Origin of the sequence: Streptomyces sp. PKU-EA00015, assembly GCF_013387495.1 — a bacterium.
GTDB lineage: Bacteria > Actinomycetota > Actinomycetes > Streptomycetales > Streptomycetaceae > Streptomyces.
On sequence record NZ_JABZEE010000051.1, the window covers coordinates 82,487 to 94,801 of the forward strand.

At 73.7% G+C, this 12,315-nt stretch carries 9 protein-coding genes and 1 tRNA gene; 1 reads left to right on the plus strand and 9 read right to left on the minus strand.

Features of this window, described 5'->3' with window-relative positions:
• Positions 1-31: 31 nt before the first annotated feature.
• The 5 genes from HW130_RS28335 to HW130_RS28355 form a co-directional block, all read right to left on the minus strand.
• Positions 32-673 carry an IclR family transcriptional regulator gene (locus tag HW130_RS28335; RefSeq protein ID WP_177152586.1) on the minus strand — a complete coding sequence of 214 codons (642 nt, stop codon included), beginning with the start codon at positions 671-673 and terminating at the stop codon, positions 32-34.
• A gap of 381 nt (positions 674-1,054) precedes the next feature.
• Positions 1,055-2,839: a DEAD/DEAH box helicase gene (locus HW130_RS28340; protein WP_177152587.1), complete on the minus strand. Its 1,785-nt coding sequence runs from the start codon at positions 2,837-2,839 to the stop codon at positions 1,055-1,057.
• Between the two features lie 152 nt (positions 2,840-2,991).
• On the minus strand, positions 2,992-3,384 hold the full coding sequence (locus HW130_RS28345) for a type II toxin-antitoxin system death-on-curing family toxin (protein WP_177152588.1): 393 nt from the start codon (positions 3,382-3,384) through the stop codon (positions 2,992-2,994).
• Positions 3,381-3,584, minus strand: coding sequence for a hypothetical protein (locus tag HW130_RS28350; RefSeq protein ID WP_177152589.1), 204 nt, complete (start codon positions 3,582-3,584; stop codon positions 3,381-3,383). Before HW130_RS28350 ends, HW130_RS28345 begins: the two co-directional genes overlap by 4 nt.
• 31 nt (positions 3,585-3,615) lie before the next feature.
• The gene (locus HW130_RS28355; RefSeq protein ID WP_177152590.1) at positions 3,616-5,082 is read right to left on the minus strand and encodes an MFS transporter; all 1,467 of its coding nucleotides are present in this window, start codon (positions 5,080-5,082) and stop codon (positions 3,616-3,618) included.
• A 192-nt stretch (positions 5,083-5,274) separates the two neighbouring features.
• Between HW130_RS28355 and HW130_RS28360 the strand changes: the two genes are divergently transcribed.
• Positions 5,275-5,346: transfer RNA gene (locus HW130_RS28360), tRNA-Cys, on the plus strand.
• 132 nt (positions 5,347-5,478) lie between these two features.
• Here HW130_RS28360 and HW130_RS28365 read toward each other — a convergent pair.
• The 4 genes from HW130_RS28365 to HW130_RS28380 form a co-directional block, all read right to left on the minus strand.
• A complete protein-coding gene (locus HW130_RS28365; RefSeq protein WP_177152591.1) occupies positions 5,479-7,794 on the minus strand; it encodes a xanthine dehydrogenase family protein molybdopterin-binding subunit in 2,316 nt (771 codons plus the stop codon).
• Positions 7,791-9,530: a 2Fe-2S iron-sulfur cluster-binding protein gene (locus HW130_RS28370; protein WP_309140606.1), complete on the minus strand. Its 1,740-nt coding sequence runs from the start codon at positions 9,528-9,530 to the stop codon at positions 7,791-7,793. The genes HW130_RS28365 and HW130_RS28370 overlap by 4 nt, the downstream gene beginning before the upstream one ends.
• Positions 9,527-10,423 (minus strand): xanthine dehydrogenase family protein subunit M, encoded by an 897-nt coding sequence (locus HW130_RS28375; RefSeq protein ID WP_177152592.1) that lies wholly within the window; start codon positions 10,421-10,423, stop codon positions 9,527-9,529. Before HW130_RS28375 ends, HW130_RS28370 begins: the two co-directional genes overlap by 4 nt.
• A gap of 224 nt (positions 10,424-10,647) precedes the next feature.
• A complete protein-coding gene (locus tag HW130_RS28380) occupies positions 10,648-12,315 on the minus strand; it encodes a beta-N-acetylhexosaminidase (protein ID WP_177152593.1) in 1,668 nt (555 codons plus the stop codon).

Sequence of the window (12,315 nt, forward strand, 5' to 3'; positions counted from 1 at the left end):
CGCCGGGCGGGGACGCCCCCGGGAAGGTCCGTCAGCGCAGGGCGTCCGCGACCTCGCGCGCCGCGTCCAGTACGCGCGGACCCACCCGCTCCGGAACGGCGTCGGCCAGCATCACCACACCGACGCTCCCCTCTATCCCGGTCACGCCCACGAGCGCCGCGGCCGCGCCGCACGCGCCGGCCTCCAGCTCGCCGTGCGTGAGGGTGTACCCGGGCTCCGCCTGGCCGTTCTGGCGCGCGGCGAGGATGGCCTTGCCGGCCGCCCCGCGGTCGAGCGGATGCCGGAAGCCCGCCCGGTAGGCGACGTGGTAGTCGGTCCAGGTCGGTTCGACGACGGCGACGGCGAGGGCATCGGCGCCGTCGACCAGGGTGAGGTGGGCGGTCGCCCCGATGTCCTCGGCGAGCGAACGCAGCGCGGGCATCGCCGCCTCGCGCACGAGCGGATGCACCTGCCGGCCGAGCCGGAGCACGCCGAGGCCGACCCTGGCCCGGCCGCCGAGGTCGCGTCGGACCAGGGCGTGCTGCTCGAGGGTGGCGAGCAGACGGTAGACGACGGTGCGGTTGACGCCGAGTTTGTTGGACAACTCGGTGACGGTCAGCCCGTGGTCGGTATCGGCGAGCAGCTTGAGGACACGAAGTCCCCTGTCGAGCGTCTGGGAGGTTTCCGCGGTCACGACGCCCTCTCTTTCGGAGTGAGTGACGGCGGTCCTCGAAGAGATGTCGCGACACCGGTCCCATCGGCGACGCACCCAGAGGCCGCCGGCAGGCCATGGCGCACCGACTGCGCTCCGCGGCGGCGCTGCCACGGGGCGTTTGCATTGCGGGGACATTAGCGAGCGGCACCGCTCAGCGGAAGGGCTCGTCCAGAATCCGGGCGATCTTCCGCCGACGCCGGGCTTTTGGTCCCCATACGGGACCTCGGAAGGCCGAGGGGGCGGCCCCCGGGGGCCGGGGCGGTGAAAGTGTGCGCGTGCGGGCTCCGTTGCGGTCGCGGCTGCGCGTGCGGGCGAGGTCGATCGCCGTTGCGCGTGCGCGCGAGGCTGCGGTCGCGGGCGTCACCGCATGCGCGTCGCCCACTCCTGCACCTTCTTGATCCGCTCGCGGATCTGCCCGGCCGTGGCCTCCGCGCTCGGCGGCCCGCCGCACACCCGGCGCAGCTCGGTGTGGATGACACCGTGGGGCTTGCCGCTCTGGTGCACGTACGCGCCGACCATGGTGTTCAGCTGCTTGCGCAGCTCCAGCAGCTCCTTGTGGGAGACCACCGGGCGCCGCTCGGCCGGCAGCTCCAGCAGGTCGGCCTCCTCGTCGGGCTTCTTGCGGCTGTGCGCGATCTGCCGCGCCTGCCGCTTCTGCAGGAGCAGTTGCACCTGGTCGGGTTCGAGCAGGCCGGGGATGCCGAGGTAGTCCTGCTCCTCCTCGCTGCCCGGGTGGGCCTGCATGCCGAACTCGGCGCCGTCGTACAGCACCCGGTCGAAGACGGCGTCGGACTCCAGCGCCTCGAAGGGCAGCATGTCCTGCTCGCCGGTGTCCTCGTCCTGCTGCTTCTCGGCCTCCGCCATCTCCTTCTCGGACTCGGCGTACGGGTCCTCCTCGCCGTCCTTCTTCGGCCGGTCGAGCACGTGGTCGCGCTCGACCTCCATCTCGGAGGCGAAACCGAGGAGGTTGGGAATCGTCGGCAGGAACACGGACGCGGTCTCGCCGCGGCGCCTGGACCGTACGAAACGGCCCACGGCCTGCGCGAAGAACAGCGGCGTCGAGATGGTCGTCGCGTACACGCCGACAGCCAGGCGCGGCACGTCGACGCCCTCGGACACCATGCGGACGGCGACCATCCAGCGGTCCTGGTTGCCGCTGAACTCCTCGATGCGCTGGGAGGCCGCGGCCTCGTCGGAGAGCACGACGGTGGCCCTGGTGCCGGTGATCTCGCGGATCAGCTTGGCGTACGCGCGGGCCGAGTCCTGGTCGGAGGCGATGACGAGCCCGCCCGCGTCCGGGATGCCCTTGCGGACCTCGGTCAGCCGCTGGTCGGCGGCGCGGAGCACGTTGGGCATCCAGTCGCCGCGGGGGTCGAGCGCGGTACGCCAGGCCTGCGAGATCGCGTCCTTGGTCATCGGCTCGCCGAGCCGGGCGGCGACCTCGTCGCCGGCCTTGGTGCGCCAGCGCATGTTGCCGCTGTAGCTGAGGAAGATCACGGGCCGGACGACGCCGTCGCCGAGCGCGTTGCCGTAGCCGTACGTGTAGTCGGCGGCGGAGCGCCGGATCCCGTCGTTCCCTTCCTCGTACGTCACGAAGGGAATGGGATTGGTGTCCGAACGGAACGGCGTGCCGGTGAGCGCGAGCCGCCGGGTGGCCGGCTCGAACGCCTCCAGGCACGCCTCGCCCCAGGACTTGGAGTCACCGGCGTGGTGGATCTCGTCGAGGATGACGAGCGTCTTGCGCTGCTCGCAGCGGTTGCGGTGCAGCATGGGCCGCACGCCGACACCGGCGTAGGTGACCGCGACCCCGTGGTACTCCTTGCTCAGCGGGCCGGCGCTGTACTCCGGGTCCAGCTTGATCCCTATCCGCGCCGCCGCGGCCGCCCACTGCTTCTTCAGGTGCTCGGTCGGCGCGACGACCGTCACCTGTTGCACGACGTGGTGGTGCAGCAGCCAGGAGGCGAGGGTCAGCGCGAACGTCGTCTTGCCGGCGCCGGGCGTGGCGACGGCGAGGAAGTCGCGCGGCTGCTCCTGGATGTACTTCTCCATGGCGCCCTGCTGCCAGGCACGCAGCTTGCTGGCCGTGCCCCAGGGGGCACGGCCGGGGAAGGCGGGTGAGAGGTGGTGGGAGGCGGTAGTAGTCACGGTCTCCGGTGAGGGATCAGTGGGCCGCCCGAAGGGCGCGGGCAGGGTGGCGGGCAGGATCGTGGCGGGCTCTGGTACGACAACCGGGCCACCCTATCGGTGGCCCGGACGTCGTCCGGACGACGCGACGCCGTGACCGCGCCGGGTGCGACTCAGCTCACAGCACGCGCCGCGAGCCGACGCAGTCGGCCCGCGATGCCGGCCAGGTCGTCCGCCGCTCCGGAGGCCACGTCGACGACGAGGTCGTACGCCGTGTCCTGGTCTGCGTCGGCGAGGTCGGCGCCGTTGAGGGCGAGGAACGTGACGGCGGCGAGCCAGGCCGTGCGCTTGTTGCCGTCGACGAAGGGATGGTTGGCGGCGATCGCGTGCAGCAGCGCCGCGGACTGCTCGTACAGGCCCTGGTGCGCGGACACGCCGAACATCCGGGCCCTGGGCCGGAGTACGGCGGATTCGTGCAGGCCCGGTGCGCGCAGCCCCGGCGGCGTCCCGCCAAAGGCGAGCGTCGCGATGCCGGTCACCTCGGTGATCGTGAGGTGTCGTGTCACTCGCCCAGCCTCCTCAGGAGATCGGCGTGGTCCGCCGCGTACCGCGCCGCTACGGCGCGCACGAGCTCGCCCTCGGCGTGCAGGTAGTGGCGGACGGCCTCGGCGAGCAGGTCCTCGGCACCGCGGGCGTCGGCCAGGTCCCGCACGGCCTGCTGCTCCGGTTCGGTCAGGCGGACGGCGAACTCGTCTTTCGACTGCATGCCGTGATCGTAGAGATCGCGGATCGCGGCCTCACGCGGATTTCACCCGCAACCGCGTCGCGACCCACGCCCCCACCAGCGCCACCCCCGCCATCGGCAGGAACACCGAGGCGAAGGCCGTCGGGTGCGACGCGGACGCGGCCGAGGCGGCGTGGGCGCCCACCGTGCCGCCGCCGAGTGCGGCGAAGGCGGCACCGCCCGACGCCAGCAGCATGATGTTCGACAGGGCGTCCGAGATCTGCAGCGCGGCCGAGTTCGTGCCCGCCTCCTCGGGGGCCGAGAGCTTGAACAGCAGCACACTCGTCGAGCCGATCACGAGCCCCATGCCGAAACAGCCGAAACCCCACGCCACGCCCACGACCCACACGGGGACGGCGTCGATCAGCACGCTCGGCGCGGTCGCGATCGCCGCGGCGACCAGCAGCATGCCGAAGACGACCAGGGGTTCGCGGTAGGGCTCGGTCCGCGGCCGGGACTGCACGTACGAACCGAGCGCCCACGTCGCTCCGCCGACCGCGAGCGACAGGCCCGCCAGGGTCGGGGACAGCCCGCGCTGGGTGACGAGCATCAGCGGCACGAAGGACTCGGCGGCGATGAACGACCCCGCGGCGATGCCGCGCAGCAGGACGACGGACGGCAGCCCGCGGGCCGCCCGGTACGTCCCCTTGGGCAGGATGCCGAGGACGCACGGAACGAGCAGCACCACGCCCGCCGCCGCGGGCAGCAACGACAGCGGGCGCAGGTCCTGGCCCGCGTACTGGAGCAGCCCCGCACCGAGCGAGATCCCGAGGGCCAGCCTGATCCGGCGCCGGTCGAACGGCGGCAGGGGCGCGGCGGCGTCCGCCGGCCCCGAGGCGCGCTGCCGGATCGCGGGCAGCGCGAGGGCGAGCGGTACGGCGACGAGCGCGGGGATGCCGAGGAAGACCCAGCGCCAGCCGAGCTGTTCGGTGACGGTGCCGGAGGCGAGCGGGCCCACCACGGACGGGACCACCCAACTCGCCGCGAAGGCCGCCATGATCGCCGGCTGGAGCCTTCCGGGATAGGCGCGGCTGACGACGACGTACAGGGCGACGATGACGAGGCCGCCGCCCAGCCCCTGGACGGCACGCCCCACGACGAACACCCACATCGCGCCCGCCGTCCCCGACAGCAGCAGTCCGGCGGCCCAGGCGGTCATCCCGCCGGCGAGCGCGCCCAGCGGACCTCTGCGGTCGGCCCACTGCCCGGCGACGACCATGCCGAAGAGACTGGTGGTGAAGTACGCGGAGAAGGCGAAGGCGTACAGCGGGATGCCGTGCAGCTCACGCGCGGCCACGGGCATCGCCGTGCCGACGGCGGTCGCCTCGAAGGCGATCAGGAAGACGACGGAGACGATGCCGATGCTGAGCGCACGGTACGACGGACCGAGAACGCCCCCGCCGTCCGGTTCCCCGGGGCTGTGGGCTGGGTCGGCGGGCAGGTGCGTGACCTCGGTGTCACGCGGTTCGGGGGCGGTCATGGGCTCCAGAGTAAGGGGCATGGCGGACTGTGGACCCTGTCATTCGACGGGACCCGCCTGGTCCCTTGGTCGTACGACCCCCTGCGACCGGGCGCGCGATCGTGAACGGCGTATGGCAGTCGCGTTGCGGCCCCGGCCACATGCTTGAGCGGCCACTCGAAGTCCGCCTACGGTCGAGGAGTTGGAACGCACGGCCGTGTGCCCGAGTGGTTGAGGGGCTCGCCTGCAAAGCGAGTTACGCCGGTTCGATTCCGGTCACGGCCTCTGTACGCACGGATGGGTGGTGGCCGCTCCCCGAGAAGGGGGCGGCCACCTTCGTGCCTACGGGCCGCACGGCCTTGCCGCGCGCCGCGGTGCGGCAGCCGGAGCGGCTGCCGTACGCACCGCCTTGCACCGTTACGAGTGGGGCGCCGCCACCGCCGACTGTGGCCGGATCGGGAGTCTGTTGACCGGGCGGCCCGTCGCCGCGCGGACCGCTGAGGCCACTGCCGCCGGGGACGTGACCACCGGGACCGCGCTCGCCGCCTTCGCGCCGAAGGGGGCCACGACGTCCCGTTCCTCGACCAGTTTCACGATGCGAATGTCCGGTGCGTCCAGCGATGTCGGGAGTGCGTAGCCCGTCAGGTCCGGGTGGCGGATCAGGCCGCGGGCCGTGCGGAGGTTCTCCGTGAGGGCCGCGCCGATGCCCTGGGTGACGCCCGCCTCGATGCGGGTCGCCAGCTGGGCCGGGTTCAGGACGCGGCCCACGTCCTGGGCCACGGCCATCTCGACCACACGGATCGAGCCGAGTTCGATGTCGACGTCGACCACCGCGCGGATCGCGCAGAACGCGAGGCCCACGAACGCGTCGCCCTGGCCCGACTCGTCCAGCGGCTCCGTCGGGTGGGGGCGGCACTGGGCCGTCGCCCACAGTTCCTTGCCGTCCATCGCCTCCGTGACCGTCGTCGAGAGCACGCCGTCGTACGACGTGATCTTGCCGTCCGTGATCTGGAGCAGCTCCGTGGACATGCCGAACTTGTGCGCCAGCGGCTGCAGGAGCTGAGTCCGCACCATCTTGGCCGCGCGTTCGACCGCGCCGCCGGAGACCCAGGTGTGGCGGCCGTGCGCCGCCGGGCCCGCCGGGGGCTGGTCGGTGTCGACCGCCGCCACGTGGACCTCTTCGATGCCCAGCGTCTCCTGAACGATCTGGCGCGCCAGGGTCGAGAACCCCGAACCGGTCTCGACCGCCGCGCAGATGACCGTCGCGATGCCGTCGTGGACCTTGACCGTCGCCGTGGAGACCTCGTCCGTGCCCTCAGCGCCGAGCATGTGCACCATGCCGAGCGCGTAGCCCACGCCGCGGCGCACCGCGCCCGGTTCGCCGGCACCCTCGGGGCCGCCCGGGAGGAGCCAGTCGTTCTCGGGGGTGTCCTTGGGCAGGGAGGGCAGCGGGTGGTCCCGTACGGCCTGGAGCAGTTCGGCGACCGGCGCCGGGCAGGTGACCGTCTGGCCGGTGGGGAGGATGTCGCCGGTGGCCAGCACGTTGCGCAGGCGGATCTCGGTCTGGTCGAGGCCGAGTCTGGCCGCGAGTTTGTCCATCTGCGCCTCGTACGCCGCGCAGACCTGCATGGCCCCCTCGCCGCGCACGTGGCCCGACGGCGGGTTGTTGGTGCGCACCGCCCAGCCCTCGATGAAGGCGTGGGGGACGACGTAGGGCCCGCATGCGAACGCGACGGCGGCGGCCAGTGATTCGGAGGACGCGTCGGCGTATGCGCCGGCGTCGAGCAGCAGTTGCGCCTCGACCTTCACCAGGTGGCCCTCGGCGTCCGCGTGGTGCCGGTAGCGCAGCAGCGTCGGGTGGCGGTGGGCGTGGCCGAGGAAGGACTCCTCGCGGGTGGCGGTGAGCTTGACCGGGCAGCCGGTCCGCAGGGCCAGCAGGCCGAGCGGGAGCTGGAAGCCGGGGTCCTCGCGGTCGCCCGTCGCGCCGGGCACGCCGGTGACGACGATCTTGACCCGCTCCTGCTCCAGGCCGAAGCAGGCGGCTGCGAGGGCGCGGTCGGCGTGCGGGTCGGTCGAGGCCGTGTACAGCTCGATGCCGCCGTCGGGCCGCGGTACGGCCAGGCCCGCCTCCGCGCCGATCGGCGCCGGGTCCTGGCGGCCGATGCGGTACAGGCCCTCGACGACGACCTCGCCGGTCACGTCCGGATCGCCGTAGCGCAGCGGGATGTGCCGGATCAGATTGCCGTCGGGGTGCAGCGGTTCGGCGGCGAACGCCTTCTCCGGGTCGGTCACCGGGTCCAGGAGCTCGTACTCGACGGCGATCGCGGCCGCGGCGAGCCGCGCGGTGTCCGGGTGGTCGGCGGCCACCGCGGCGATCGCCTCGCCGTGGTGGCGGACGATCTCGGACGCGAACACCGGCCGGTCGGCGATCCGCCTGCCGTACGACGCGTCGCCCGGGATGTCCTCGTGGGTGATCACCGCGTGTACGCCGGGCATGGCACGCGCGGCCGACGTGTCGATGGAGACGATGCGGGCGTGCGGGTGGGGCGAGCGCAGCAGCGCTCCCCACAGCAGGCCCTCGGCCCACAGGTCGGAGGCGTACGGGAACGTGCCCTCCGTCTTGGCGCGGGAGTCGGCCGCGGGGAGGGAGGCGCCGAGGCCGTGGGCCGGCGCTTCCGGCCCGGGGCCTTCGACGGCCTGCGGATTCGCCGTGACGGCCGCGTCGTTGCTCACGCCATGCCTCCGTCGTGCGGGTGGGCCTGAACCCTACCGGCGCCGGGGGGTGCCTGGTGCGGGATACGGGCGTCCTCGTGCGCTTCCCCGTACGACTCGGGGGGTGCCTCCTCGGCTGCCGCGGCCGCGCTCGCGGCGCGTTCGGCGACGACCTCGCGTACGGCATCGAGCACGCCGCGGTAGCCCGAGCAGCGGCACAGGTTGCCGCACAGGGCCTTACGGGTCTCCAGCTCGGTGGGGGCGTGGTTGCCCTCCAGGAGGTCGTGCACGGTCATGGCCATGCCGGGAATGCAGAAGCCGCACTGGACGGCGCCGCAGTTGGCGAGCGCCCGCTGCACGTCGGAGGGCTCGCCGTCACCGGCCAGACCCTCGACCGTGCGGACCTCCGAGCCGGCGGCCGTCGCCGCGGGTACGAGGCAGGAGGCGACGAGCCTGCCGTCCACCTGGACGTTGCATGCGCCGCACTCGCCCTGCGAGCAGCCGTCCTTGGCTCCGGCGAGGCCGAGGCGCTCGCGGAGGACGTAGAGGAGCGACTCGCCGATCCAGGCGTCGGTGACCGGACGGTCCGTGCCGTTGACCCGCAGGACGTACGAGGTGGGCGGGTGCTCGTCGGCGCCGGTGGCCGCCGCTGCCCCGGAGTCCGGTTCACCGGAGGGGGCGTCCTCGGAGGACGGGTCCCCGGTGGGAGGTTCCTCTGGGGACGCGTCGGACGCGTCGCCGGACGGCTGCGCTGCCGCGTGCTCCTGCGGGACCGGCCGGTCCTCGCGCGGGTCCGGCACCTGAGCGGTCTCCGGACTCGCGGGTTCGGGGGCGTCCTGGGGCTCGGGGGCCGCATGCCCGGGCTCCGCGGGGGCCGGGCCCTCGGGCGCGGCCTCGCCGGGCTCCGGCTGGTGCACCGCCGCCTCCTGAGGAGCCTGCTCCTGAGGCACCTGCTCCGCCCACGGCGCGGGCGCGCCGCCGGGCAGCGTCGTCCACGGCGCGGGCGCGCCGCCCGGAAGCGTGGCCGGGGGCTCCGCGGCGGCCCAGGGCGTCTCGGCCACCGGCGGTGCGGAGCGCAGGAATTCGCCCGACTCGTCCGGAAGATCACCTTCTGCGATCGGGATCGACCACTGCCCGGTCATCTCGTGACCGGCAGGATCGTGCGCGGCCGCCGGGGCGGGTTCCTCGGGGAACGTCCACTGACCGGTCGCGTGCGGATCGCCGTGCCGCTGGGCGCCCGCCTCCGGCCACTGCACGGGCTCGGGCGCGGCCGCGGACGGCTCCGCCCGCTCGCCGGCGGCCTGCGGCTGCTCCGGCGCCCAACCGCCGTCCGCCGCCAGGTCGACGCCCGCCTCCGGCGCGAGCGGCGTCAACGGCATGATCATCGGCGGTACGTAGCCGTGCCCCGGCGCCTCCAGAGGGGCGGCTGCCGGCGAATCCTCGGTCGGCAGCTGGAAGAAGCCCGTCGCCTCGCCGTCGTAGTCGGGGGCCGTAGGCTGCCAGCCGCCGTACTCGTACGGAAAACCCTGGCCGTGATCGTGGGCCTGGCCCTGTCCGTGGTCCTGGTAGCCCTGGTAGTCCTCCTGCGCGCCCGCGGCGTACCCCTGGTCCCCGCTCTGCGGGTACTCGTGCGGGCCGTCCTGCACGAAGGCGTCCGGAAGGTCCAGGCGCCCCTGGCCGCCGTCCGGACCGCCGTGGCGGTCCTGGTGGTCCGGCGGCTCGGGGAAGCGCCCCTGCTGATGGTCCTCGTTGCTCACGACAGCGCCCTCCCCAGTGCCCGTCGGGCCAGCGCGGCGACGGTGCGCCGCAGATGCAGTACGGCGGGCGGCAGTACCTGCTGCTCCTCGCCCGGTGCCGCCGGGGGCGGGTCCGGGATGCACGCGGCCGCCACGTACTCGCCGAAGGCCGCGAGCGCCTCGCCCGCGAGCCCCCGCTCCCCGTCCCAGTCGATCAGCGACGCGATCCAGCGCTCGGCCTCCAGCGGGCGCAGCGGCATCGGCGCGATCGCGCCCACCGCGCAGCGCACCCCGCGCCGCGCCGGGTCGAGCACGACGGCGACGGACGCCGTGGCGCGGCCGGGGCCGGTGCGGCCGGTGGCCTTGAGGAACACCTGCGGGGCGTGCAGGAGCGGCACCCGTACGAAGCCGATGAGTTCGGCGGGGCCGAGCATCTCCCGGCCGGCGAGCAGGTGGGAGACCGGGATCTCGCGGCGCGCGCCCTCGGGGCCCGCCACGACCAGGTCCGCCTCCAGGGCGGCCAGCACGGGCAGGGTGTCTCCGGTGGGCGCGGCGGTGACGATGTTGCCGCCGAGCGTGCCCGCGTTGCGGATCTGGGGCGGGCCCGCCGCGCGCGCGGAGGCCGCGAGGGCGGGGATGAGGGCCGCGAAGTCGGGCCGTCCCATCCGGGCGTGGGTGAGTCCGGCGCCGAGCAGCGCGTGCCCGTCCTGGTAGCGCCAGCCGCGGATCTCGCTGATGCGGCCGAGGCCGACGAGCCCCGCGGGGCGGAGCTGTCCCCTGTTGACGGCGGCCATCAGGTCCGTGCCCCCGGCGACGGGCACGGCGGCAGGCATGGCGGTGAGCGCCGCCACGGCCTCGTCGAGCGAGCCCGGCAGCGTCACCGACTGCGCCGTCTGCGGTGCGTGCGTGGTCACCCAGCTGCCCCTTCCCGGTGTCCCGGCTGTCCCGCCTGTGTGCCGTACCGTACGTGCTCACATGCCGGACGTGGCAACTCTGGCACATCTTCCGAGCCGTCCGGCGAGAGGGTCCGCGAAGGACCCGTCCAACCCGTAAGTCCGGTTCCGTACGCGATGGTCCGGATTCACTCCCCGTCGTCCTGCGACGACGGACACGGGCCGGGCGGGTGGCCGGGCGCGGCTCACACGTTCGGGGGTGCTCCTTCGATCGGGCGTCCGAGGCTGCCTGTCATTCCTGCAGGGGCGGGACGGCGCTGCCAGGGCCGCGGGCCGCCGGGCGGGCGGTAGTCGACGCCGAGCGCGTCGAGGCGCGCGTAGTGGGTCTCCATGCGCCGTTCGAATCCGGCGAAGTCCCGTTCGGCGGGGGCGGGCAGGGCGGACCAGGCGACCTCCGCGAAGGCGGCGAGACGCGGGAAGACCTGGTAGTCGACGCGGGAGCGGTCCTGCATGACCTCCGTCCAGACGTTGGCCTGGGTGCCGAGCACATGGGCGGCGGCCTCGGGGCCGAGCGAGGGCGGCAGGGGCTCGAACCGGTAGACGTCCTCCAGGGTCCGCACGTAGCCGATGGGCATCGGCTCGTCGTCGCCGGCAGCCTGCCGGTGGTCCAGATACACCTGCTGTTCGGGGCACATGACGACGTCGTGACCGGCCTCGGCGGCGGCGATGCCGCCCTGGTAGCCGCGCCAGGAGGAGACGGCGGCGCCCGGCGCGAGTCCGCCTTCGAGGATCTCGTCCCAGCCGATGAGGCGGCGGCCGCGGTCGGCGAGCCAGCGGTCGAAGTGCCGGATGAACCAGGACTGGAGCTCGTCCTCGTCGGCGAGCCCGAGCTCCTTGATGCGGGCCTGGGCGGCCGGTGACTCCTTCCACTGGTCCTTGGGGCACTCGTCGCCGCCGATGTGGACGAAGACGGAGGGGAAGAGGCCGAGAACCTCCTCCAGGACGCCCTCGTAGAAGCGCAGGGTGGTGTCGCCGGGGGCGAGGACGTTCGGGCTGACGCCCCAGTTGTCCCAGACCGTCAGGGAGGCCGTGTCGACGACGTCGGTGTTGCCGAGTTCGGGGTACGCGGCGATGGCCGCCTGCGAGTGCCCGGGAATGTCGATCTCGGGGACGACGGTGATGTGCCGTTCGGCGGCGTAGGCGACGATCTCGCGGATGTCGTCGTGCGTGTAGTAGCCGCCGTGCGGACGGTCGTCCCACAGCGGCGAGGCGCGGTGCCCGTGCTTGGTGCGGGCCCGCCAGGCGCCGACCTCGGTGAGCTTCGGGTACCGCTCGATCTCGATGCGCCAGCCCTGGTCGTCGGTGAGGTGGAAGTGGAAGACGTTGAGCTTGTGGGCGGCGAGCAGGTCGAGTTGGCGCAGGACGTCGTCCTTGGGCAGGAAGTGCCGTGCGACGTCGAGCATCATGCCGCGCCAGGAGAAGCGGGGGCGGTCCTCGACCGTGACCAGGGGAAGGACCCAGTCCCGGCCGCGCGCGACGGGCGCCCTGCGGAACGCGTCCGGCCCGAGCAGCTGCCGGAGCGTCTGGACACCCCAGAACACCCCGGCCGCGCTTCCGCCTTCGACGAGGACCGCGACGTCCTCGGCGGAGCGGTCGGTGGAGAGCCGGTAGCCCTCCGGGCCGTACTCCCGCTCCACATCGGCGCTGGCGCGCAGCAGGATGCTGTGCGGGCCGGAGCCGTCGGCCAGCGGGAGGCCGGTGGCCGGCCCGAGCATCGCGCGCAGCCGGCGGGCGACGCCCTCGGCGCCCGGCCGGGCGTCGACGGTGGTCCGCTCGTCCAGCGAGAGACAACCGGGGCTGCCGGCCCGGCACTCGGCGACGAGCGGAGCGGGGACCAGGTTCGTGGGAGACAT

Excerpts from the sequence above, each read along its gene's own strand:
- HW130_RS28350 (WP_177152589.1), bottom strand. The coding sequence starts at position 3,584 with ATGCAGTCGAAAGACGAGTTCGCCGTCCGCCTGACCGAACCGGAGCAG.
- HW130_RS28355 (WP_177152590.1), bottom strand. The coding sequence starts at position 5,082 with ATGACCGCCCCCGAACCGCGTGACACCGAGGTCACGCACCTGCCCGCC.
- HW130_RS28380 (WP_177152593.1), bottom strand. The coding sequence starts at position 12,315 with ATGTCTCCCACGAACCTGGTCCCCGCTCCGCTCGTCGCCGAGTGCCGG.